Source organism: Sphaerochaeta sp. PS (genome assembly GCF_032144095.1).
Classification (GTDB): Bacteria; Spirochaetota; Spirochaetia; order Sphaerochaetales; family Sphaerochaetaceae; genus Sphaerochaeta.
Window position 1 is genome coordinate 349,766 of sequence record NZ_JAVSNJ010000002.1, and the last position, 24,075, is coordinate 373,840.

Below are 24,075 nucleotides of genomic sequence, written 5' to 3' on the forward strand. Positions count from 1 at the left end.
ACCTGAGGAATCGAGCCTTTCCTCACTACCAATGGTAGTTCTATCGCTCTTATTTTCCTCTTTTTGGATTCATCCATCAATTGCTCCTAGGCCCTGGGAAGGAATCGTTGACCCTTAGCTTCGGGTAAGGCGGGAGAGCAGGAGGAAGACCTGCTCGCCTATGAATGCCAAGAGGGTAATGACAATGGTACCGGAGAGGACGAGGGCGGAGTTTCGTAGGGTAAGGCCACTGATGATGATGGTACCCAGCCCTCCCCCTCCGATAACAGCAGCTATGGCAGCTGTCCCCAGGTTAAGGATATAGCTGTGCCTGATTCCCGTGAGGATCATGGGCCAGGCTTGGGGAAACTCAGCTATCCAGAGCTGCTGCAGGGGTTTCATACCCATGCCCTTTGCAGAGTCCTTGATCCCTGGGTCCACCGACTCAAAGCCCACAACCGTATTGCCAAGGATGGGAAAGAGCGAGTAGAGGAAGAGGGCAAGCAGAGCGGGTTTCCAGCCGAATCCCAGAGCCGGGTAAGCAAGGATGATGACAGCCGAGGGTGGAAAGGTCTGGATGAAGGAATTCAACCTCAATACCAGTACCTGGAAGTCCCTACCCTCCTCCCTGGTCACCCCAATACCCAACAGGACCCCTGCGAAGGTAGCAAGCAGGGAGGCTAGCAGTGTCAGGGCAATATGCTCACCTGTCATCGCCAACAGGGTCTTTCTGGAATGGGTCAACTGCTGTATGGAGGGAAACAGCAATGAGAGCAGGCCGGTCTGAACCTTCACTGAGCAGATGTAGAGCAATAGCAGGGCGATGAGGAGGATGAGGGCAGGGGTATTTCCGGCCTTCCTGTTGGTCTGGGCAGCAAGATTTTGGTCAAAGGATGCTGATCTGCTGGATTGCTTCAAACCGCACCTCCCCGCATAGGCGTCCCCTCTCGTCAACCACAGCAGCTGCCGATAGCCCCGAATTGAGGATCTTTGCCATGCAATCCTTCAAGGATGAGTAGATCTGGACCGTATGTATGGCAGAGGTGATGGGCTTTTGTATGATGGACCCTTCACTTCTCGTATAGCCACAAACAGGAGCCCCGTCCTCATCTACCTGCCAGTAGGTGAGGTTCGAGCAGTCAGGAAGATGGGCTGAGGCATCGCTATCAAGACCTGAAAGGGCCTTTTCCATGCAACGGTCGGCGGTGACGAGGGTCAGCCTCTGCAAGGACCTCTCAGGGCCGAGGAACCGCTCGACAAACTCCCCTTTGGGGGAGGAGAGGATCTGCTCGGGCGTATCGGCCTGCACTATCTTGCCATCCTTCATGATGACCAGATAGTCTGCAAGCCGAACCGCCTCCTCAAGGTCATGGGTAACAAAGACAACGCTCTTCTTCAGCTGTCGCTGGATTCGGATGAACTCATCCTGAAGCAGGATACGGTTAAGCGGGTCTACAGCCCCAAAGGGTTCATCCATAAGCAGAACAGGGGGGTCAGAACCCAAAGCACGTGCAAACCCAATCCTCTGGGCCTCCCCGCCGGAAAGCTCATTGGGGTATTTCTTGCGATAGATCTCAGGGTCGAGGCGAACGAGGGCGAGCAGCTTGTCGACACGCTCCTTCCGTTTGGATCGGTCCCATCCCAAAAGCCTAGGCACCAGGTCGACGTTCTCTTCCACGGTAAGGTGGGGCATCAGGCCGACCGACTGGATGGCGTAGCCCATGCTCCTACGCAAGTCGGTCTGACTCAGACCTTGTACCGATGCATCCAGATAGGTAATAGTTCCCCTTTCGATCCCAACCAAGCCGTTGAGGCATCGTAGGGTCGTGGACTTGCCGCAACCACTGGGCCCGATAAGTACGGTGACCCTGTTCGCCGGAATTTCCAGGCTCACATCATCCAAAGCGACTATTGTCCCATATTGCACTACCAGATGCTCTACCTTGAGAAAGGTGTGGGTATCGGTCAGGATTGGATGGGCCTGGTTTACTTGCATGGTTTTTCCTTGTGTTTTCTCAGCCATTGCCCACCCCCTTGGCCCGTAAGGAACGTGGGGTGGTAAGGGTAATGAGGATCTGGAACAGCCGGTCGGAGATGACGGTCAAGCCGATGATAAGCCCCATGCCAAGGAGGACCATGTCCACCGAAGCCTGTCCAAGGCCCTCAAACACCAGGACACCTAGGCCATCACCGCCGATGAGCTTGGCTAGGGTTGCATTGCCTATGGTCTGCACCAGGGCCACCCTCATGCCCTGCAGGACTCCAGGTGTTGCCAAAGGGAAGCGAACAAGCTTCCAGACCTGGGATGGGCTCATCCCCATGCCACGGGCCGCCTGAATCACCGACTGGTCGATGGAGGAGAAAGCGGTAAAGCTGTACCTGATTATCGGGTAGAGGGCATAGGTGGTGAGGGCTATGATGGCCGGGGTATTCCCTATGCCCTTGATACCCAGCTCCCTCAGGAGGGGGAAGGTCCTGGAAAGGGTCGAAAGCGGTGTTATCAGGAGGCCCAGGAGAGCTATGCCGGGTATGGTCTGCAGGATGTTCAGAAAGGGGAAGATGATCTTCTCTGCCCTCCTGCTCTGATAACTCACCAAGGCAAGGGGAAGCCCGATTGCGATGCTGATGGCGAGGCTGATGAGGGTAAGCCTGATGTGGGCCACCAGCTCCTGGTTCAGCCGGGTGCCGAAGTTCCTGGCCTCCAAAAGGAGGCCCAGACGATCATACGAACCTCTGTACCCAGCAACTAGGACAGAACCGATGACCAGGGCGATGCCAATGAGGTCATAGGCCTTAACCTTGGGTTTCATCATAAAGATGACCAATACGGCGGTAAGGTAGACATACATGCCGGAGGCAGGACCGTAGCGGGAGGGGGAAGATGCATCCCCTGACAGGCGCCCCCCTACAATGGCCAGGACCATCATGGGGAAAAACAGGCCAAGGGTCCCTGCAAGGCTGAGCAACATATCTGATAGCCAATCGCCCTTTACAGAGGCGTAGAGAGCGACCAGCAAGAAAGGAAGCAGCAAGAAGATCCTGCATCGCAGGTCCAAGGCCCCCATCCCATTGGCAATTTCAGGGGAAATCCTATTTTCACGAAGAAGGAAGAAAGGCAAGAAATAACTTACGAGGAAGAGCAGCAGGACGATAGAGGCAAGCTTCAGCTTGAATGGGTCTGTTGCATCTCTCTGTCTCAAGGTACCTCCGTCTCGGCTTGAGGTATGCCAAACTTCTCATCCTCAAGGCTCTTGCTTCCTTACGATAGCAAAAGCGTTGGGCATAATCAAGGGAAGATGCATGAAAGCATAGGTGCAGTCAAAACACCGCAAGGCCAAGGCATACCGATATACCGAAAGAGATGTTTCTGTGGCATCTGCAAGGCAGGACTGCGGGAAAACACCCTCCATTCGGGAGGTATTCCCTACTACTTTCCAATATATCTTCCTATTGGTCTTGCTTTTAGGCTATAGCCACCTATATTGTAGGGTATAGGGACACCTTAGGCGCTCTCCTGTGACGGCACCCTTGTTCCTGGACCTGTTTCCCCACTGCCCAGGCATAGCCTGTACAGAGGGAATTTTGCCCTGCCTTGCATCGTTTGCATCCCCACCTATGCTTCAGGAGTTTGTAGGGGAGATTTTTGCACCCATTTCTGACATCGGAATCCAGTCGGAAATATCAAGCCAACTCAGTACGGAGGTACACCAATGAAACACTATAGGACGATCAGCCTACTCATACTCATCATGCTTACACTTATAGCAATGCCCTTGGCAGCTGGGGGAAAAACGGAGAAGCCGGAGAAGAAGGCGGAGATTACCGTTGGCTCAAAGATAGATACAGAGGGAGCCCTACTTGGCAACATGATAGTCCTCCTGTTGAGAAATGCTGGCTTTACCGTCATCGACAAGACCCAGACAGGGACGTCTGAGATCGTACGCTCGGCAATTCTTGCTGGGGAGATCGACATCTACCCTGAATATACCGGCAGCGGGTACTATTTCTTCCCGGACCAGACCGATTTCGACTTGTGGAAGGATTTGCGCAAGGGGTACGAGAAAGTTGCCCAGCTCGATGCAGAGGCGAATGACATCATCTGGCTGGAACCATCGCCAGCAAACAATACCTGGGCAATTGCGGTACGAAGTGACCTTGCCAAATCGGAAGCCCTTGCAACGCTTGAGGACCTCGCTGCCTACATAAACCGGGGTGGGAAGTTCAAGATTGCAGCAAGTGAGGAGTTTGTCTCTGACGAACCAGCACTGCCCAGCTTTGAGGCTGGCTATGGCTTTACCCTGAAAAAGGAGCAGATGCTGGTATTCGCAGGGGGAAACACCACCCTGACCGAACAGGCTGCTGCATCAGGGCAGGAGGGGGTAAACGCTGCCATGGCCTACGGGACTGACGGAGAGCTCGCCACCCTTGGGCTGAAGGTACTCACCGACACCAAACAGGTTCAGCCGGTATATGCCCCTGCACCCAATATCCGCAAAGAGGTGCTCGACAAGAGCCCTTCGATCAGAGCCATCATCGACCCAGTCTTCATGAGCCTGGACCTTGAGACCCTACAGACCCTGAATAGCCGCATCTCCGTTGAAGGGCTCTCACCAAAGAGTGTTGCCCAGGCATATCTGGAGGAGAAGGGATTCCTGTAGAAGGCAATGCTGCTTGAGAACCAGAAAAGTACAAGCGTATCTTAGTTTACAGAGAGGACATTGCAAGAGGTACCAGATAAAGGGGTAGAGACCCCTGATGTGGTACCTCTATTTTGTCTGAGAATCCTTACCTCCCCGTATATCTTCCTTTACCCTCAGCCATGAATTAGGTTGCTTCTTCGAAGAGGCAGCCCTACACTGAAGGGTGTAATGAGGAAGGAATGTATGAGACCAGATCTTGAGTTTGTTGATTCCCAGCTCACAAGGCTGGAGGCATTGCAAGGAACAGACCCTGCAATCTTCGCCCTTGCCGTCCATGCATTTATCGAAGGGACACTTAGGCTTCGGTATGACCTTTCGACCATAGAGATTGGCTTCAATGAACTGGTCTCTCAGTTCATCGAGGAGTGTATCCATGATGCCCAGTCCTACATCCCTGAGATAGCTACCATGAAAGAACTGAAACACACCCATATAGAGACCAATGAGGTACGGCACCGCTTCTCCCCTGCAGGGAATTCCACCGCCCAAGTGGCCACATGTGAGCTTGAGTGCTTTTGCAAGCTTGCAGAACTGGGAACTACGGAAAGACTTTCAAGGATACGCCAGTATCTTGATGCCTGGGATCAGCGAATTCCCTTGGGTTCCCTCTGCCAGGAATTTGACCGGATGAAAACCCTCTACGCTTACGAGAAAAAAACCAATCTCCTCCTGGCAAGCCAAGTGGAAGAACTTACCAAGAGCAAACAGGCCCTATGGGAACTTACCACAACACTGAAAACCAATGAAGCAGAACTTGCAAGGTTGGAACAGAGCAATGTCTTGCGTACAAAAAAGATAGAAAAACTGCGCACTGAACGCTTTGAAACCCAAACCCATATCAAGGAGATGCAAGAAAAGCTAAAGGACCTACGCAAAGCCCAGGAGTATGTTGACACGATGAGGCGCATGACCGTCTTCACCAGAACCCGTGGCTCCTATGAGAAGCTCATGCTGCGCCTAACGGCAGAGCAGGCATCAATCCTGGACCAGATCCATCTGGATGGTGACTTCCTCATCAGGGGAAGTGCCGGGACTGGCAAATCCCTTGTGTTGATCAAGGCGATGGAAAAGGCAATGCTCAAACATCGTGAGGACAAGAAGAGTACCAAGGTAGCCCTTCTTACCTTTACCAATACCTTGGTGAAGTTCAACCGGTATATGGTTTCCATCCTTTCAGGTTTTGAGGAAAAGCCCCAGATAACCACGGTTGATGCCTTCCTGCTCGAACGCCTTCAGCAATACTCTCCTTGCTGCACCCCTAGCACAGAGATCCTCAAGGCCCTCTGCCAAAGCCATGCATATGAAGGGATGAGTGCCGAAGATCTTGAGAAGGAGATCGACTGCTTCCTTCTGAAACAGGACGTTTCCTACCAGGAATATGTCGAGCAGCTCATACATAGGACGGGAATGAAGAAGCCCCTGAAGAGAGCACAACGGCAGCGGGTCTGGGAGGTACGCGATGGTGTAGTGCAGTCGATGGAAGAGCAGAACATCTTCTGCTTTACCTACATTCCGCTCCTGCTACAGAAAATGGTTCTCGAACGGGGTATTGAGGAGAGCCAGCAATATGACCAACTCTTCATCGATGAGGCCCAGGATCTGGGAGCCGGGGCGCTTCGTGCCTTGAAACAGCTGAGCAGAGGGTGTGTGGTCCTCTGTGGCGATGAAAAGCAGTCCATCTACCAGGTTGGGTCCTCTTTTGCACGATCGGGCCTGGACGTGGTTGGAAGGGCCAAGGTACTGAGGACAAATTTCAGGAATTCGGTGCAGATCCATAGCTTTGCCCAAGCCTTCAGGCTCAAGGATGAGCCTACAAGCCCACATGCCATGGCATTGGCCTTCAGGGATGGCCCCATGCCAGAGCTCTTCCGTTTCACCAACAAAAAGGAACAGATGCACCTACTGGCAGAAAGGGTCTCATTCTTTACATCCTTGTTGGAGTATGAGGCTGAGAACATCTGCATACTGACCCCATCAAAGGGGGACTTTCCTGCAATAGAAGAAGCTTTGGCAAAAGAAGGGAGGAGGGTTTCTGAGGTCCTGGACAAGGATTTCAGGTTTGAGGATAGAGGTGCCATTCGGCTGAGCACCATGCATTCGGCCAAGGGCCTGGATTTCCCTGTGGTATTGCTCTGTTTGGGTTCTGAACCAAGACAGCAGAGCCAGTATGATGCCAAAGCAAATGAGCAGATCCTCAGGAATCTGATCTATGTGTCAATAACCCGTGCACTCGACCATCTCAACCTGTTCATCCCAGCCAAGAGTGAGATACAGGCTTTCAACGATCTGATAGCGTGTTTTGAACACAGTTGCAGCTAGATGGCAGTCCACCCTCCGTCAACAAGCAACAGGGTTCCTGTGACCATGTCTGCACCATCGGAGGCGAGGTAGAGGACCGATGAGGCAACATCCTCAATGGTGGCAACCCTCCCTCGAGGTATCTTGGAAAGGACCCCTGCCAGGAAGGCGGGGTCATCAAGCCGCTCGGCTGTCCCTGGGGTTCGGATGAAGGTGGGTCCTACAGCATTGACCGTCACCCCCCTACCCGACCACTCGACGGCTAGGGTCTTGGTAAGCATGTTGAGCCCACCCTTGGAAGCACAGTAGACAGCCTCTTCAGGGATGGCGACTACCGAAGCCTGGCTGCTGATGTTGATGATCCTGCCCTTTTGGCGCTTGAGCATCTCCCTTCCAACCGCTTGGCAGCAGAAGAATGTGCCCTTGAGATTGAGGTCCATCATCCAGTCCCAATCCTCTTCGGTGATCAGCTCTGCGGGGATGGGGTTGCCCATTCCTGCATTGTTGACCAACACCTCGATGGGGCCCATCTGCTTTTCCACTTCGGCAACACAGCTGTAGATGGAAGCGACATCCCTCAGGTCGAGCGAAAAGGTTGCACAGACGCCCCCATCATTGCGGATCTCCAGGGCAAGGCTCTCCAGTTGCTTTTCGTCACGGCTGGCGATGGCAACCCGCGCTCCTTCCTGGGCAAGTATCTTTGCAAGCCCACGGCCAAGACCTTTGCTGGCGCCTGTAACCAGTACCACTTTTCCCTGTAGGTCAGAACCAAACTTCTTCTGCATAGGAGCCTCCTGTCGTTGGGTATACCCTACGACAGGAAGCCCCCATGGTCAAGATTTACCCTCTAGAGGTAACTCTCTATCTTTTTCAACGCTGATTGTATGATCGTCCGCTTCTCGTCGGTAAGCCTGTCAAAGGGCTTCTTGCAGGGCCCTATCTCAAGACCCTGAAGCTCCATGCAGTACTTGGTTGCCGAAAAGATACCCTGGGCTACCAAGGCCTCGATGAAGTCATTGACCTTGTGCTGCAAAGCCTGGGCCTTGGGCATGTCACCAGCAAGGAATGCCTTCCTGATCTCGATGAACAGCTTGGGGCAGACGTTGACGGTGGTGCCGATCGTGGCGGTGGCACCCGCTGCCATACTGAAGAGCCATATCTCATCAAACCCATTGTAGAGCGTCTTCTCAGGGAATGCCTGGGAGAGCCGCTCTAGGTCGTAGAGATTGACCGAGGTATGCTTGATGCCGACGATCTTCGGATTCTGCATCAAGGGATTCTTCTTCGAGAACGAGATGCCGGTAAACTGGGGGATGTTGTACACGATCACTCCCAGATCCACCGCATTGGCCACATCCTCATAGTAGTGCTGTACCTCGGCCTCAGAGTAGTGGTAGTAGATGGGTGGGATGAGGGAGACCGCCTGGGCACCGCTACCTTGGGCATGCAGGGAGAGCTCGATAGCCTCCCCTGTGCTCAAGGAGCCTGTATGGACGATAAAGGGGACCTTTCCCCCGATTTCCTGGGCAAGGGTATCGACGATAGCCTTCCGTTCGGAGGTATCGAGGAGCAACCCCTCACCGGAGGACCCACAGCAGTAGAACCCCTCCACTCCATGGGCAACCTCATGGCGTACCAACGCCTTGAGGGCAGGCAGGTTCAGCTTCCCACTCTCATGCATGGGGGTGATGAGGGCGGAAAATATTTCGCTTTTCTTGCTTACCATGCTGTCCATCCCCCGTCAACCACAAGGTTGGAACCGGTCATGTACTTGGAGGCATCGGAAGCAAGGAAGATCATGGAACCGTTGAACTCATCTGCCTGTGCCATCCTTCCCATCGGCATCCTGGCATGATAGTTTGCATGGAAGTGCTCGTCCTGGGTCTCTCTCCAGACACCGGAGGGGGTGAAGGTGTTGACGCGGATGCCTTTCTTGGCCCAGTAGGTTGCACAGTACCTGGTCAGGTTGTAGATACCCGATTTGGCAGCACAGTAGGCCACAGGCTTGATGAAGGGGATACCGGTCATCTCTTCCTTGTAGGCATAGATATCCTGCACGGGGCTGACCATCCCGTAGATCGAGCCTATGTTGATGATGGAGCCAGGTTTCTTGGCCTTCACCAAACGGTCCCCTACAGCCTGGGTCATCAGGAAGGTCCCGGTAAGGTTGGTCTCAACCACCTCCCGGAATACCTCCAGGGGAAACTGCTCAAAGGGGCCGGATACCTCCGGCGGGGCACTGGGTTGGGTATCGATGCCCGCGTTGTTGATCAACACGTCAGCTACACCCCAGACCTTCTCTATGGAATCGAGGGCCTCGTTGATGGATTCCTTCTTGGTTATATCCACGGCATAGAAGCCTAGCCGGTTACTGCTTGCAAGCTCCTTTCCCAGGATCTGCTCTGCCTTCTGGGCATTTGCACTACGGGAGAATACTGCAACATGGGAGCCTCGTTTGTGGAACTCCTTGACGAACTCGGCACCTATCTGCCCAAGGCCGCCGGTAATGACCACTATCTTTTCCGAAACATCAAACAACATATCTTTCATAACTCTATCCTTATCAAAAAATATCTTAGCCTAGGGTCAACCATGCAACAGCATGTTGGGTAACCAGGTTACTAACTGGGGAACATAGGTACATAAGGCCAGTACGATCAAGAGAGGGATCAGGAAAGGGAGGATTCCCCTGTACAGTCGGTTAAGGGGAACCTCGCCTACGTCACTGACGATGAACAGGCAGACACCAAAGGGAGGGGTAACCTGCCCTATCATGAGGTTAAGCACCATCACGACGCCGAAATGGACGAGGTCGATACCCAGGACCTTCACGATGGGAAGCAGGACTGGAAGCATAAGAGTCAGGATGGCACCTGGCTCCATGAACATTCCCAAGGCCAACAACAAGACGTTGATGACCAAGAGGATCAGGTAGGGGTTGTCGCTGATACCCAATATGAAATTGGCAATCTGCAGGGAGACCCCCTCCTTGATCAGGACATAGGAGAACAGCATGGAGGTCCCGATGATGAAGAGCGTATTGGCCGAGGTGATGGCCGATTCCAACAGGCACTTCTTGAAGGTCTTCCAATCGAGGGTGCGGTAGACGAATACGGCGATGACCAGGGCATAGGCAACAGCAACACTGGATGCTTCGGTTGGAGTAAACCAGCCGAACACAAAGCCGCTGAGGATGATCAGGGGGGTAATGATGGAGAGGATAGACTGGAGAAACTGGGTCCAAAGCAGACGGAGGCTAAAGGGGAAACGGGGATACTTTCTCTTTACGGCAAATATCAGGACAAGGACCATCAACGCCACTGCCATGAGGAGGCCGGGAAGGACACCACCCATAAAGAGCTGCGAAACACTTACGCTCGCCACAGAGCCGTAGATGATCAAGGGGATGCTCGGTGGGAAAATGGGCCCTATCACTGTCGATGCCGCAGTGACCGATGCGGAGAACTCCTTGTCATAGCCGTTGGTGGTCATCGCTTCCATCTCGATGGTGCCAAGACCACCAGCATCGGCGGCAGCGCTGCCGCTCATTCCTGCAAAGATGAGGCTTGCCACGATGTTTGCATGCCCTAGCCCGCCAGGGATCCAACCAACAAGCCGTTTGGCAAAATCGAAGATCTTTTCGGTAATCTTGCCTGCATTCATCAGGTTCCCTGCAAGGATGAACAGGGGAATTGCGATCAGAAGGAAGGAGTCAATGCCACTGACCATCTTCTGGCCGATGACCATGATGGGATAGCCCAGATTGATACAACCCAGTACTGCGCTTGCCCCAATGGAGATGCTTATGGGAGCCCCGATGAGCAGCAATACGATAAAACTCACAAAAAAAATGATCATGTGGACTCCTTTGCAAGCAGATCTGATCTCGAAAGCAACCGTTCAACAATGTCATAGATTGCCTTGATGGTAAGATATACCCCAGCAATGGCCATGGGCAGGTACTGCCAGGCTTTGGCAAACTTTGGCATGGAAGAGTAGAATTCTGTACTTACATAGGGGTAGAGCCCGGCAAATGCCACGACCATGCCGACTCCAAGGCAAGCAGCGACTATCTTGTGGACAAACCAGAGGCCCGTTCGGGCTTTGCCCTTGGTTTGCAGATAGAATATGTCCAGGGCGATGAGACGGCCCTGGTCATCGAGGACGATGATTCCAAGGAACGCCATCCAAAGGAACATGAATCCTGCAAGTTCGGTCATACCCCTAAACGACTTGTTCAAGATATTTCTGAGAAACAGCTCATTGAGCATCAACAGGACTATTCCTGCGACCAGACACATAAGAAGAACGGATATCAGGGAAACAAATGCATCCAGCAACTTTTTGGTAAATTTCATGGGGAGTATCCTTTCAACAAATACATTCCTAGGGTTATAGGCAGACAGACGGGATGGCTAGCCATCCCGTCCTGCACAACACACGTTATTTTGCGAGAATTGCATCCACGATAGACTGGTTGTACCACTTTTCTGAAGCATACTGCTTGTAGTACTGGGCACCACCGAGCTTGTTCTTGAAGCTCTGGATATCGGGTGTCTCATTGAAGATGATTCCAGCCTTCTTCAGTACTGCGGTTGCCGAGATATTGTCCTCTTCAATGGTGTCGAAGGAGTACTTGGCAGCAACAATGGCCTGTTCCTTCAGGATCTTCTGCTGGTCGGCTGTCAGCTTGTTCCATGACTTTTCGTTCATGGCCATGGTGCATCCCATCCACATGTAGTTGATGAAGCTGTAATGCTTGATGTCATCATAGGTTGCATTGGCCACCAGGTGGTAGGTCGCATTGTCCTGAGCCTCGGCAGTGCCGTTGGCAAGGGCGATGGCAAGCTCGTTGAGGGAGAGGGCAACAGGGGTTGCACCAAGGGCACTCCAGACATCAAGGTACATCTTGCTGGTCGGGACACGGATCTTCAGGCCTTTTACGTCCTCAACGGAAGCGATAGCTTTCTTTGTGGTCGCGATATGGCGCATGCCATTGTCACCTTCCGAAAGATAGACAAGTCCGACAGAGGGCATGTCAGCAAAGATCTGCTCGCCAATTGCACTGTTTACGATCTGGTATGCACTGTGTGCATCCTTGAAGAGGAAAGGCAGGTCAAGGATCTTTGCATTGTCATAGAAGCTGGTAAACCCGGAGGTTCCTGCAAAGATGATGTCGATGGTGCCCATGCGGGTAGACTGCAGGGCCTCAGCGTCGTTTCCAAGCTCGCCAGAATGGTTGACGGTAAGCTTGATGGCCCCATTCGAAGCAGCCTCAACCAGCTCCTTGTATTTCAGGATGGTTTTGGTCGGGACGGAATTGACGTTACCAGGCGAGTAGATGGTCAGGGTAACAGGCTTGTCCCCTGCTACGGCCTTCTCGGATGAACCTTGGGCAAAGGCGCAAGCCACCCCTAGGATAAGCACGACTAACAACAGAATGGTCTTTTTCATATAGCCTCCAAATATTGTACGATGTAGGATTGTCTGACATCGCTCAATATTGAGCATACCACGTATATTTTTGTTGTCAACCTCTATTTTACCAGGTAGTTGGAAAATTATACTTTGACTCTCCCCCTCTCTTGTGGTAGTCTGTCATCAGACAACCATGAAAGAGATAAAACGTATCCCCGTAACCACCCAGGTGATGGACTCCATCAAGGAATCCATCATCGAAGGGAAATACCCCATCGGCACAAAACTTCCTACAGAAGTCAAATTGTGCGAAATGCTCAATGTAAGCCGCTCCACTGTACGGGAGGCGATGCGCTCCCTTCAGTCGGAAGGGTTCATTGAACTTGTTGCAGGCAAAGGAGCTTTTGTGCTCGACAACCAGGGCCACGACTACGACACCATCCGGACCTGGTTCATAGAGTCTGCACCAAACCTCAAGGACTCGACCGAAGTGAGGGAGGCCCTGGAGTCGCTGCAGGTCTCCATGGCTGTCAAACGGGGAACTGAAGAGGAATTGGAGGCGCTGAAGGAGATCCACCGCCAGTTTGTTGAGGAGAACAAGACCAACAACGTTTCGGCCCTGGCAAACCTTGATGAACAGTTCCACACCCAGATCTGTGCAATGGCACACAACCCCCTACTGAACAAGATCAACGTGCTGACAGCCCGGGACCTTCGCAAGTATCGCTACAAGTCCATTTCCGTGAAGAAGAACTCCGACAATACCATTCGCGAGCATGCTCTCATAATCCAGGCCATTGAAGAGAGGAATCCCAACAAGGCGTCGACATACATGTTGGCTCACCTGGAAAGTTCCCTTGCAGACATCAACAAGGTACTGGAAGGTCAGAAATAAAGAACCTACCGACGGTTGGTCTCTCCTACATAACCAAGAACAATTGACATTACAACCAAATTACTTGCATAGTCGGTGCTAGCGTTGCATAGCATGCTATCCACGCTTTTCTGTCTGCCTACCCCACCCAGCAAGGACGAGAACAATGCAAGCAAAAAAACCCTCCATCTACCGCCCGGAACTCAAGGTACGCTCATTCCTGCTGGTAATCCTCTTCTCCGGCCTGGCCTACGGCTTCTATCGGGGCATTCAGGACAACTACCTTGCAGAGATCATCAAGATCACCAAGTTCGAACGGGGAATCGTGGAATTCTTCAGGGAACTGCCAGGGCTGATGCTGATCTTCATCCTAGCTGCCATGTATCGGTTCAGCGAGACCAAGGTCTTCAAGATAGGGACGGCCATCATGCTTGCCGGTGTCGTTGGCCTGCTGCTTTTGGGGACCTCCAAGGTCATGGTCATCCTGTGCATGGTCATCTTCAGTTCTGGCGAGCATATCGTCATGCCGATGAAAAGCTCCCTCTCCATGAAACATGCAAAGCCGGGCAAAGGTGGGGCCTCGCTGGGCATCACCTCAGCCATCAGCCACGGGGGCAACATCGTAGGCTACCTTATCGTAACCGCCCTCTTCCTCGTGTTTGCTTCCCTGGGGGTTCCCAGAGGATCGCTGGTGGGGTTCAGGACCGTCTTCATCATAGCCGCGGTCCTGCTTTTCCTCTCGTTCCTCATCGCCCTTTCCATGAAGGACCAGGGCAAGACGGTGAAGAGGAACAGGATCTACTTCAACAAGAAATTCACGAAATATTATATGCTGGAGGTGTTCTACGGAGCCCGAAAGCAGATATTCCTTACCTTCGCCCCCTATGTGCTCATCCTCTACTATGGCGCCGATACCTCGGTCATAGCCCTACTGCTGGCCATCTGTGCGGGCTTTGGCATGGTATTCTCCCCTCTGATCGGGCGCTTGATCGACCATCTGGGGTACAAGACCATCATGGTAGGGGATACGCTGATCCTCATGGTGGTCTGCTTCTTCTATGGCTTTGCCCACCGCATCTTTCCCAAGGATATCGCCTTCATCGTAGTTTGCGTAAACTTTGTGCTCGACTCGATCATCTCGCTGGCGAGCATGGCTTCCAACGTCTACGTGCAGGACCTCTCCACATCCCCTGAGGAGACCACAGCTACCCTCACCACAGGAATTTCGGTCAACCACCTCATCAGTGTCATCATTGCCCTGCTTGGGGGCCTGATCTGGGAGAAGCTTGGCATCGAGGTCCTCTTTACCCTCTCCGGCTTCCTGGGCCTGATGAACACCTTCTACGCCATGACCATCAAGAAGCCGATACGGCAAGAAGAAGCTTTAGCCTAGCAGGTGGGTCACAAGCAGTCCCAGGGAAAAACAGAGACAGAAGACCAGGTAGATCTTCCCTATCGATGCCATCTGTACCTGTTTTGTCTGTAAGGCGAACCCTCGCTTCACCATGGTCCTGAACTCAACTGCAGCAAAGATGGCAGAGAGAGCAAGGAAGGGAAGCTGCAACAGGGGGTAGACTCCAAGAAAAGAGAGCAGAAGGACAAGGCCGAAAGCCAACAGGATCTCTATTGCCAACAGGGGAACTACCCCATACCTGCCAAGCACGATGGTCAGGGTCTTCCTTCCTGCTGCCTTGTCCCGGATGAGATCGCAGCAGTTGTTTACCGAAAGGATCATTCCCACCAGGATGAGGAAAGGCAGTGATGCAAGGAGAGCTTCCACCACTACACTCTTCGCCTGCACATAGAACGATAGGACAAACAGGGTGGTACCCAGGAAAAACCCTGCAAACACCTCTCCGAATGGGGTCCTGGAGATAGGCAAGGGACCGCCGGTATAGGCAAAGCCCACCAGCATGCAGACCCCTCCGACGACGATGAGCTTCCAGCTGGTCAGGTAGGCAAGCACAAGGCCCAGCACCCCTGCCATGCCGAACAGCATCAGGCTGACCAGGAGGGCCCAGAGGGGAGAGACCCCCTGATGGACCAGCACCTTGTCGTCCTCACACTCGATCTCATGGTTGTCCGTCCCGTTGCGGTAATCAAAATAGCTGTTGAAACCGGTGGTCCCCATGTCCACAAACAGGGTGGCGAACCCCATCAGGACCATAACCAGGTAGTTGAGGTTTCCCATCACATATAGGGCATAGAGAGTCCCTGCGGCGAAGGTACCCATGCTGATAATCTTGGTACGAATCTCTACAATTCGTAAAAATTGGTTGAATGTCATACCCAACACTACCACTTTTAGACAGTATTTTTCTATATAGCTGCGCAAATTGTGTGAATTTTCCTAAACTTCCCTATAATCGACTTATTGCATATTGATGCAACCTGTATGCATCCTCTATACTACCCCGAAAGGGATTGGGCATACATGCTTATGGTATGCTTGAAAAACCAGAGAACAAGTAAGCAGAACTTTCCTCACTGCAATTATCTACATACAGGAGAACACAGAACTATGCGTAAAAACACACTCTTGCTCGCTCTCATATTGCTCATTACCATGACTACCCTATTTGCTGGGGCACAGGCAGAGACTTCCCAAAGTACCGGGCTTGACCGAAGCAAACATTTCATAACAGTGGCTACCGGACCTACCAGCGGCCTCTACTACCCCATCGGAGGAGCCTTCTCCTCACTCTTCCAGAACAAGCTTGGCTACAAGTCATCAGCCCAGGCCACAGGAGCATCGGCCGAGAACATCACCCTCATCCGTGAGGGCGGGGCTGAGATGGCCATTGCCATGAGTGACGCGGTTGCCCAGGCCTATACCGGCACCGGTGCCTATGAGGGCAAGGCCCCCGCATCAGAGCTCAGGGCCCTTACAGGACTCTACCCCAACTATGTACAGCTGATAACCACCACCAAGACCGGAATCACCAAGTTCACCGACCTGAAAGGCAAGCGTGTTGGTGTCGGAGCCCCGAACTCAGGGGTGGAACTCAATGCACGCATGATGTATGAGGCCCATAACATGAAGTACGAGGACAGCAAGATCGACTACCTCAACTATGGTGAGGCCATCGGGCAGCTGAAGAACAACCTTGTGGATGCAGTCTTCGTAACCAGCGGCATCCCCAACGCAACCATCATGGAGTTGGGAACCTCAGCCCAGATCGTCATCATCCCCATCGAAGGGGAGGGGCTTGCCAACCTGATCAGGAAGTATCCCTACTTCGTACAGGCCACCATCCCTGCCGATGTCTACAATACCAAGACTGATGTCTCCACCGCGACTGTCATGAACATCATGATCGTCAATGCAAACCTCCCTTCTGACGTTGCCTACGACCTTACCAAAGGAATCTTCGAGAACATCGGGGATATCCAGGCCTCCCACGCAACGGCCAAGCAACATATCTCGTTGGCCAACTCCCATCTTGGGGTAGACATCCCCATGCATGAAGGTGCTGCAAAGTACTATAAGGAAGCAGGCATCAAATAAGCGGTATGGCAAACCGTACCCGTATAATCCTAGGTATCGTCCTCACCATCGTGGTGGGGACGATATGTCTCTTCTGCCTCTCTGCTGTTGTCGACACAAAGGTCCTTGTCCTCTCACACCAGGACAGTGGTGTCATCTATCTGGAAAAGGAAGTCAAGGCCCATGACAGGCTGACCTTCAACTGGATCCACTCCTTTGAACATATTCCCTGGATCGAGGAGTACACCATAGAGGATGACAACACCGTTATCCTGCATACCATCAGGGTCGCGGGGTTCGGGGCAGGAATCCCAGAGGACAAAGGAACAGTATCCTTTGAGGACGGAATGGTGGTAATGAGCGACATCGGCGAGAAATTCGAGAAGTTCTCCTGGATCCATTCGCAGACAGCCCTCGTCTCCATCACCCTTAATGACAGCATTCTTATCCGGGGCCCAGAGCTCCCCCATCACGAGAAACTAGAACTTACCATACAAGGAAAACGCGCACTATGTCCAAGATTTCCCCTGACCAGATGACGAGCCAGTTAACCACTCACCAACAGGAGCTGTTGGAAAAATTTGACAGGGACTCAAAGGTAAAAAAATTCGACCTGCCATACCTGCAGCAAGGCATCTACTATGCTGCCATTGGCATAGCCCTCTACCATTTCATCACCTCCTTCATCGGATATCCGGCTACCCACCTCCATCGTTCCCTCCATGTGGCAATGATGCTGTTCATGACCTTCTTCCTCTACCCCTCCCACAAGAGCGCAAGCAGGAGCAAGATGGTATGGTACGATGTGGTCTTTGCCCTGCTCTCCCTGGCTGTCGCAGCCTACGTCTGGACCGACTACATCCATTTCCTCGGCCGCATGGGCAGTCCCAACCGTATGGATGTCATCATGGGCACCCTTCTCATCATCCTGGTGCTTGAGGCCTCACGAAGGATCTCGGGATGGCCACTGGTCATCCTGAGCTTGCTCTTCATCCTCTACGGGCTCATCGGAAGAAGCCTTCCGGGAATCCTGATGCACAGAGGCTACAACTGGAGCAAGCTGGTCAACCACATCTTCATCAACACAGAGGGTATCTACGGCACCTCTGTCGATGTGGCCGCCTCGTACATATTCCTCTTCATCCTCTTCGGCAGCGTCATGAACAAGTCCGGCATGGGAAAGTTCTTCAACGACCTGGCCCTGGCTTTTGCCGGAAGCAGCAAGGGCGGCCCTGCAAAGGTCGCCGTCATCGCCTCCGGTTTTTTGGGGTCCATCAACGGCTCAGCTGTGGCCAATGTGGTTACCACCGGAGCCTTTACGATACCCCTTATGAAAAAGACCGGTTACAGCAAGGAATTTGCCGGTTCGGTCGAGGCCTCTGCATCTGTCGGAGGGCAGCTTCTGCCCCCCATCATGGGAGCGGCCGCCTTCATCATGGCTGAGATGCTCGGCATCAAGTACGGGGTCATTGTCATCAGCGCTGCCATCCCTGCCCTTCTCTACTACCTTGGCATCATTGTCCAGGTCCAGCTTCGTGCCTCCAAGAACAACCTCCAGGGCATCCCCAAAGAGGAGTTGCCGAAGGTGCGGCAGGTCATGAAGGAGAGGGGCCATCTCTTGCTGCCCATCCTGTTCCTGCTCTATATGCTGCTCTTCAGTGGCAACACCGTCATATTCTCGGCCTTCTGGGCGATAGTGGCAACCATCGTAGTCAGCATGTTCCGCAAGACCACCCGCATGAGCTTCAGGGATATCCTCGATGCATTTGCAGAAGGCACCCGTTCGGTGATCTCCGTTGCCGTGGCCTGTGCTGTGGTGGGTATCATCATAGGGGTGGTAAGCCTTACTGGCTTTGGCCTGAACATGGCCAATGCCATCATCCAGCTTGGCAGGGCAAACCTCATGCTGACGCTGATCTTGACGATGGTTACCTGCATGGTGCTGGGTATGGGACTTCCCTCCATCCCTGCCTACCTCATAACCGCCACCATGGCAGCTCCTGCCCTGGTCAAGTTGGGGATACCCCCCCTTGCTGCCCACATGTTTGTCTTCTACTTTGCCATGTTTGCCAACATAACCCCACCGGTTGCCCTTGCGTCCTTTGCTGCGGCAGGCATCAGTGGAGGGGACCCGATGAAGACAGGCCTGCAATCGGTGAAGCTGTCGCTTGCTGGCTTCATCGTCCCGTACATGTTCATCTATAGCCCCGCCCTCCTCTTGATCGACACCACATGGCCGGTTGCCCTCAGGGTCACCATCACTGCCATCATAGGTGTCTGCATGATCGGGATGGCGACAGAGGGCTACATGTTCACCAGGATGCACAACGCCCTAAGGGCCATCTGCCTGGCAGGGGCACTGCTACTCATCACGGCAAATGTCTACCAGGACCTGATGGGCATAGCCATTCTGGTCGCAATCCTTGCGATCCAGAAGGTCCTTTCAAAAAGAAAGGTGGAATACCTGCAGTAACATTGCCCCTGTTCTAGCTTGGACAGGGAAATAAAAGCATAGCGTGCAATCCTCAGGTGTCGGATTGCACGCTTTTTTTGTTTTCCTTGTTCGAGCTCCCTATCAGCTCTTCCTGCCTTCCAGTATTGATGCTGCCAGGGTATCGGCCATGGCGGTGATCTCTGCCAAGTCATCCTCCTTGAGGCTCGACCTGATGTCCATCGAAGCCAAGACCTCTCCCCCCTTCACAGAGGAGAGGGTCTCCTCCATGGATTTCTTGGCAGCACTTGCCCAGGTGTGGTTGCCTATGATGGCAAACTTCCTGTTTTTCAGTCCAAGGGCCACCAGGTCATCGAGCAGGTTGGCCATGCCCGAGTAGAGGTGCATGTTGTATGTGGGGGAAGCAACCACCAGGTGGCTGTTCTTCCACACCTCCGAGACAATGTAGGAGAGATGGGTCCTGGATACATCGAACATCCGTATATCGTGGATGCCCCGTTCGGAAAGCAGCTTGGCCAGGTATTGCACTGCTGACTCGGTGTTGCCGTACATCGAGGCGTAGGCTATCACCAGGCCTTGCCTCTCGGGTGTGTAGGTGGACCACCTCTCGTATTTCTCCAGGATATAGGGGATATCCTTTCTCCAGATGGGTCCATGCAAGGGACAGATCATGGAGATGGAGGAGAGGGGGAGTTTGGAAAAGGCAGCCTGTACCTGGGCGCCGAACTTGCCGATGATGTTGGCATAGTAACGGCGCGTCTCATCGAGGAAATACCGATCAAAATCCAGCTCGTCAGCAAAGATGTTCCCCCCCAAGGCCCCAAAGGTGCCGAAGGCATCAGCAGAAAACAATATCTGCTCTGTTTTCTCATAGGTCAGCATAACCTCAGGCCAATGGACCATAGGGGCAAAGAAAAACTGCAGCTTGTGGTTCCCTATGTCAAGGATATCGCATTCATTGACCAGATACTGGTTTTTCTCGATGTCCAGGGTGTAGAACTGCCTGAAGAACTGGAAGGTTTTCTTGTTGCCGACAAGAAGGACCTCTGGATACCGCCTGACCAGTTCCTCAATGTTGGCACAGTGGTCGGGCTCCATATGGTTTATCACCAGGTAGTCCAGCTTTCGTCCACCAAGTGCATGGGTCACATTCTCAAGATACTGCTGGCTTACCGACGAATCGACGGTGTCAAGCAGTGCTGTCTTGGTATCGAGAAACAGGTAGGAGTTGAAGGAGACACCCTGTGGTATGGGAAATAGGTTCTCAAACCGCTCGAGGCGCCGGTCACTTGATCCAACCCAGTAGAGTTGCTCTGTTATTGATTGAATGGTATGCAAAATGGTTCCCTCCTTGCTAAATCTTAGTACTTCACTTTACTATCTACAGTATAGCGAACATCTCAGAACATGGAAAGGGTTGTGCACTACTCTATTTTGTTGCTGAGAGGCCGTACCTCCCTGTTGAGAAATGCAATGAAGGCCTCGGCTTCGGTGAACACCCCGTTATGGCCAGAGTTCTCAAGCCATACCATCTGTTTGAGAGGAGCCTCCACCTTGAGGAACCAACGCTCGCTGATGGATGCAACACAACTCATATCATAGCGAGCATTGATGAGGAACAGGGGGCAGTCGAGGCTTTTCACTTCTGCTTCCATATCAAGGAACGCAAGTTGTGGATAGACGAGTTTTACACCTCTCAACAACCCTCTTGCCAGGTTGATCCTTGAGCCAAGGGAGTGCTCAGAGGCAAGAAACATCTTTGTTGAACTGAAAGAGCCGTCTGAGGGGGCTGCTGGGCTGTAATGGTAGAGTCTTTTCAGCACCTGGTAGTAGGAATCCCCATCAGGAACCACAGAGCCATCCTTCAACTGCTTCGTATAGGGAGGGGGCCCCAGTTTCTCCATCCTACCTACTGTTTTCAAATCACCTTCTCGCCTTGCACCGTCAAGTATCATTTGCCACCCAATACCATCATTCTCAATTGAATTGACATGCTGAGCCGCTGCAATGTATGCGTAGAAGAGATCGGGCCTTCTCTGTGCTGCAAGTAGCCCGATCACAGAGCCCCATGAGTGCCCAACTAGATAGATCTTCTCTTGCCCAAACTCCCTTGCCAGCATCTCAGAGAGAGCGATAACATCAAGAACATATTGCTCTACTGTTAAGGATGCCGTATTTGCATGGAAACTCCCAGCAGTCCCCCGCTGGTCCCAACAGACGATGGTGAAACTTTTGTGCAAAGGGCCAAGGTATGTGCGGACCCAGGAGAGTTCCGAACCTCCTGGACCTCCGTCAAGCCAAAGAATGACAGGATTATCCTCATCCACTCCCGCGGCGTAAATCCATTGTTTGCACCCGTTTAGTTCAAGCTTCCTGCGCATGTCCACTTCCAATGCGAGAGGCTTTCCATCGAAATCCTTGATGGGTGAGGTATGTGTGCACGAGACAAATAGGAATGCAAATGAAATACAGAGGGAAACAATCAGACGATAGATACCATTGTGCATGTGAAACTCCTTACGATGAGGAGAGTGTGACAGGGAATATCGTCAGGCCCAATCGGAAACCTATCGTAGTTTGCTCAGTATCTTTTCGTAGAATTCAGTCATGCAGCAGATTCAGCAGTTCTATCCTGCTTGATGCCCCGACTTTTTGGAAAAGGTTGTAGATGTGGGTCCGTACCGTCGCCTCCGAGATTCCGAGGCAAGAGGCTATCTCCTTGTTGGTCTTTCCTTGGGCGATGAGGTTTGCCATCTCTACCTCACGTTTGGTGAGGGAGAATCGCTTTCCCTGGTTCTCTGTATAGATGCCAAAGGAATCCTGGGAAGAGGGAGATTTTTTCAGGGCCTTGAGGGAAGCCAACACAATCACCACATTGCACCCCAAATAGAAAAGGTACTCCAAGGAGAGTGGGTGGAAACTCTTGGTACCAGTGAGCATAATCAGGTATTCCACCAAGCTCAAGGGGACAAAGCTGAGGGTACACCACCCTATGCCATATACCAACAACCTGTATGAGGCATGGAAGTTTGCAAGTGGAGTTCTGATGAGAGCAAGGCCCAGGCAGACCATGGTCCATGCAACAGAGAGGTAGATGGCTTGGCGCAACAACAACGGGGAAGAAAGGCCAAAGGGAATCTGCACAAGCATGGAAAGAAACATAAGCGCCATCGTCACCTCTGATCCGATTTTTGCAAAAACCTGTGGCTTGCTCTTTTTCAATTCCGGCACTCCAAGCAAAAATATGATGCTGCCGTAGAGGGCTATGTTCAATAGTGAGGCCACCAGGGAGAACCCTAAGCCAAGGGATGAAGAAGGACCTACCAGGTCAAGGACCTGTTCAAGATAGTAGTAGAGGGCAACAAGGCCAAGGTTTCCGACAAAGAGGGACTGAAGGATAAGCAACCTTCTGGAAAAGTTACCCACCACCCTCACCGACAAAACCACAAGGCCAATGATGGCAGCAAACCCTGTTGAGAATATGAGTATGTAGGCTAGAAGGATGAAGTGTTTCACTCGTTGATTTTATCATCCTCAAGCTCATGCAAGCAAGAATTCTTTCGTATTTTTATCCTCTACGAACTCTGTCGTATAGCTCCAACCCGTACGATGCAATACGTTGGGCCTACACCATACACCAAGTACGGGAAGGAGAGAAAAATTGATGAAGAACAGAGGAAGGGCCTATATAGTGGCTTTTGCATTTCTGACCATGATGTCATGTTCGCTGAACATCTGTGGCTACAGGCAAGGCTATGAGAGAGAACAACTCAACGATACCCAGTGGATAACTCAGGCAGGAGACAGCTATACCTTCAGCAGGAGGGAGGGAACTGTGTTGCCCAACAGTGCAACGCTTCGCTTTTCCCGTTTCTTTGGCAAGGAGACCTTATGGACTGTCAAAGTACAACAGGCAGGCTCCTTGCATATTGGACTGTCGATCATCAGCCCCCAAGGGCCATTTGAGGTGGTGATGGTAGAGACGGAAACCAAGCGGCTCATACGCATTGCACAGCATCTGGGATCATCGGAAAACACCTACCATCTGGAAAAAGGGATCTATTGTATCAAAATCCTTGGCTATGATGCCTCAGGCACCGTGGCAATTAGCCTGAGGGCTCCTCATGGAATGGTCTGTGAAGTCAGCACCATGAGATTCTGAATCAGGAAGGATGGAAAAAGGAAAGGAACCATGTTGTTGGTTCCTTTCACCTATCATAAGCTCCGTAGTGAGTCACATCCTACTCTTCATCAAGCAGCCAAATGGCAGAATGCCCTTTCTTGTCACCGCGGCAGGGAGGGAATCGCTTCCCTTCTTCCATTGTCGCTGTCCTATGGGGGTGTTTGCTGCAGTGGTACTGGCCAGGCTCCATGCATACCGCTCCTGTCTTGGTTGCGATGTCGGTAACAGGTTCCTTCTCTGTCTTATGGGTTTTTGTCTCTGCCTTAGGCTCTTCCTTTGTCTTGGCAAGGGGAGGGTTCTCGACCTTAGGAGGAGTTTGTTCCGCAACAGCAACCTTCTCCCCTGTTTTTCTCCATTGCAGGAAAATAAGGGCAGCAAAGAGTACGACAGTAGCGATGAGTGCAACTGTTTTTAGGCCTGCACTTCGTACCCCGATGAGGACAACGACGAAAACAACAACCATCGCTATGAGATAGGCAATGGTGTATTTCTGCAATTTCTCTTTCTCTTGACGCGTGTTCATCACTACTCCTTATTACAGATTACATTTTTGAAAAACCATATAACCATGGGGAGGCGCTGGGTAGCCTCTCTTCGTCAAATGATACTCCATCCCCATCCATTCCACAATCATTTTGTTTTACAAGAACAATATGGATTCCCACCACAGATGTAAAAAACAGC

General features: G+C 52.3%; 22 protein-coding genes. 8 read left to right on the forward strand and 14 right to left on the reverse strand.

What is annotated here, in order from left to right; genetic code table 11:
- Window positions 1-114 precede the first annotated feature (114 nt).
- Genes ROJ03_RS04120 through ROJ03_RS04130 form a run of 3 tightly spaced genes read right to left on the reverse strand, consistent with a single transcriptional unit; the run spans window position 115 to window position 3,179 of the window.
- Complete coding sequence (locus tag ROJ03_RS04120; RefSeq protein ID WP_313725723.1) at window positions 115-897, reverse strand: ABC transporter permease; 783 nt, start codon at window positions 895-897, stop codon at window positions 115-117.
- Window positions 866-2,002 carry an ABC transporter ATP-binding protein gene (locus ROJ03_RS04125; RefSeq protein WP_313725724.1) on the reverse strand — a complete coding sequence of 379 codons (1,137 nt, stop codon included), beginning with the start codon at window positions 2,000-2,002 and terminating at the stop codon, window positions 866-868. The genes ROJ03_RS04120 and ROJ03_RS04125 overlap by 32 nt, the downstream gene beginning before the upstream one ends.
- A complete protein-coding gene (locus ROJ03_RS04130) occupies window positions 1,995-3,179 on the reverse strand; it encodes an ABC transporter permease (RefSeq protein WP_313725725.1) in 1,185 nt (394 codons plus the stop codon). Before ROJ03_RS04130 ends, ROJ03_RS04125 begins: the two co-directional genes overlap by 8 nt.
- A gap of 510 nt (window positions 3,180-3,689) precedes the next feature.
- Between ROJ03_RS04130 and ROJ03_RS04135 the strand changes: the two genes are divergently transcribed.
- Together ROJ03_RS04135 and ROJ03_RS04140 are read left to right on the forward strand one after the other, a co-directional pair.
- A complete protein-coding gene (locus ROJ03_RS04135) occupies window positions 3,690-4,637 on the forward strand; it encodes an ABC transporter substrate-binding protein (RefSeq protein WP_313725726.1) in 948 nt (315 codons plus the stop codon).
- A 225-nt stretch (window positions 4,638-4,862) separates the two neighbouring features.
- Window positions 4,863-6,998, forward strand: coding sequence for a UvrD-helicase domain-containing protein (locus tag ROJ03_RS04140; protein WP_313725727.1), 2,136 nt, complete (start codon window positions 4,863-4,865; stop codon window positions 6,996-6,998).
- Here ROJ03_RS04140 and ROJ03_RS04145 read toward each other — a convergent pair.
- The 6 genes from ROJ03_RS04145 to ROJ03_RS04170 all read right to left on the reverse strand — a co-directional run bounded on the left by ROJ03_RS04145 (window position 6,995) and on the right by ROJ03_RS04170 (window position 12,431).
- Complete coding sequence (locus ROJ03_RS04145) at window positions 6,995-7,762, reverse strand: SDR family oxidoreductase (RefSeq protein ID WP_313725728.1); 768 nt, start codon at window positions 7,760-7,762, stop codon at window positions 6,995-6,997. The genes ROJ03_RS04140 and ROJ03_RS04145 overlap by 4 nt on opposite strands.
- Window positions 7,763-7,824: 62 nt before the next feature.
- Window positions 7,825-8,703 carry a dihydrodipicolinate synthase family protein gene (locus ROJ03_RS04150; protein ID WP_313725729.1) on the reverse strand — a complete coding sequence of 293 codons (879 nt, stop codon included), beginning with the start codon at window positions 8,701-8,703 and terminating at the stop codon, window positions 7,825-7,827.
- Window positions 8,697-9,527: an SDR family oxidoreductase gene (locus ROJ03_RS04155; RefSeq protein ID WP_313725730.1), complete on the reverse strand. Its 831-nt coding sequence runs from the start codon at window positions 9,525-9,527 to the stop codon at window positions 8,697-8,699. The genes ROJ03_RS04150 and ROJ03_RS04155 overlap by 7 nt, the downstream gene beginning before the upstream one ends.
- 36 nt (window positions 9,528-9,563) lie before the next feature.
- On the reverse strand, window positions 9,564-10,835 hold the full coding sequence (locus ROJ03_RS04160; RefSeq protein WP_313725731.1) for a TRAP transporter large permease: 1,272 nt from the start codon (window positions 10,833-10,835) through the stop codon (window positions 9,564-9,566).
- Window positions 10,832-11,335, reverse strand: a complete 504-nt coding sequence (locus tag ROJ03_RS04165; protein WP_313725732.1) for a TRAP transporter small permease — start codon at window positions 11,333-11,335, stop codon at window positions 10,832-10,834. Before ROJ03_RS04165 ends, ROJ03_RS04160 begins: the two co-directional genes overlap by 4 nt.
- Before the next feature lie 85 nt (window positions 11,336-11,420).
- Complete coding sequence (locus ROJ03_RS04170) at window positions 11,421-12,431, reverse strand: TRAP transporter substrate-binding protein (protein WP_313725733.1); 1,011 nt, start codon at window positions 12,429-12,431, stop codon at window positions 11,421-11,423.
- Between the two features lie 157 nt (window positions 12,432-12,588).
- Between ROJ03_RS04170 and ROJ03_RS04175 the strand changes: the two genes are divergently transcribed.
- Both ROJ03_RS04175 and ROJ03_RS04180 read left to right on the forward strand, forming a co-directional pair.
- Window positions 12,589-13,290, forward strand: a complete 702-nt coding sequence (locus ROJ03_RS04175) for a FadR/GntR family transcriptional regulator (protein WP_313725734.1) — start codon at window positions 12,589-12,591, stop codon at window positions 13,288-13,290.
- 145 nt (window positions 13,291-13,435) lie between these two features.
- Window positions 13,436-14,662: an MFS transporter gene (locus tag ROJ03_RS04180; RefSeq protein ID WP_313725735.1), complete on the forward strand. Its 1,227-nt coding sequence runs from the start codon at window positions 13,436-13,438 to the stop codon at window positions 14,660-14,662.
- Here ROJ03_RS04180 and ROJ03_RS04185 read toward each other — a convergent pair.
- Entirely contained in the window at window positions 14,654-15,556 is a 903-nt protein-coding gene (locus ROJ03_RS04185; protein ID WP_313725736.1) for a prenyltransferase, read from the reverse strand. The genes ROJ03_RS04180 and ROJ03_RS04185 overlap by 9 nt on opposite strands.
- 234 nt (window positions 15,557-15,790) lie before the next feature.
- On the opposite strand from ROJ03_RS04185, the gene ROJ03_RS04190 reads away from it, so the two are divergent.
- From ROJ03_RS04190 to ROJ03_RS04200, 3 genes are read left to right on the forward strand one after another with little or no spacing between them, the layout of a single operon-like run.
- Window positions 15,791-16,777, forward strand: a complete 987-nt coding sequence (locus tag ROJ03_RS04190) for a TAXI family TRAP transporter solute-binding subunit (protein ID WP_313725737.1) — start codon at window positions 15,791-15,793, stop codon at window positions 16,775-16,777.
- A 5-nt stretch (window positions 16,778-16,782) separates the two neighbouring features.
- Entirely contained in the window at window positions 16,783-17,295 is a 513-nt protein-coding gene (locus ROJ03_RS04195; protein WP_313725738.1) for a DUF1850 domain-containing protein, read from the forward strand.
- Window positions 17,268-19,229 (forward strand): TRAP transporter permease, encoded by a 1,962-nt coding sequence (locus tag ROJ03_RS04200; RefSeq protein ID WP_313725739.1) that lies wholly within the window; start codon window positions 17,268-17,270, stop codon window positions 19,227-19,229. The genes ROJ03_RS04195 and ROJ03_RS04200 overlap by 28 nt, the downstream gene beginning before the upstream one ends.
- A 102-nt stretch (window positions 19,230-19,331) precedes the next feature.
- On the opposite strand, the gene ROJ03_RS04205 is transcribed toward ROJ03_RS04200, so the two are convergent.
- The 3 genes from ROJ03_RS04205 to ROJ03_RS04215 form a co-directional block, all read right to left on the reverse strand.
- Window positions 19,332-20,546: an FprA family A-type flavoprotein gene (locus ROJ03_RS04205; protein WP_313725740.1), complete on the reverse strand. Its 1,215-nt coding sequence runs from the start codon at window positions 20,544-20,546 to the stop codon at window positions 19,332-19,334.
- Between the two features lie 86 nt (window positions 20,547-20,632).
- A complete protein-coding gene (locus tag ROJ03_RS04210) occupies window positions 20,633-21,715 on the reverse strand; it encodes an alpha/beta hydrolase (protein ID WP_313725741.1) in 1,083 nt (360 codons plus the stop codon).
- Window positions 21,716-21,809: 94 nt separating this feature from the next.
- Window positions 21,810-22,724: a helix-turn-helix transcriptional regulator gene (locus ROJ03_RS04215; protein ID WP_313725742.1), complete on the reverse strand. Its 915-nt coding sequence runs from the start codon at window positions 22,722-22,724 to the stop codon at window positions 21,810-21,812.
- 148 nt (window positions 22,725-22,872) lie between these two features.
- On the opposite strand from ROJ03_RS04215, the gene ROJ03_RS04220 reads away from it, so the two are divergent.
- Window positions 22,873-23,370 (forward strand): hypothetical protein, encoded by a 498-nt coding sequence (locus tag ROJ03_RS04220; RefSeq protein ID WP_313725743.1) that lies wholly within the window; start codon window positions 22,873-22,875, stop codon window positions 23,368-23,370.
- Between the two features lie 79 nt (window positions 23,371-23,449).
- On the opposite strand, the gene ROJ03_RS04225 is transcribed toward ROJ03_RS04220, so the two are convergent.
- Window positions 23,450-23,914 (reverse strand): hypothetical protein, encoded by a 465-nt coding sequence (locus tag ROJ03_RS04225; RefSeq protein WP_313725744.1) that lies wholly within the window; start codon window positions 23,912-23,914, stop codon window positions 23,450-23,452.
- Between the last annotated feature and the right edge of the window lie 161 nt (window positions 23,915-24,075).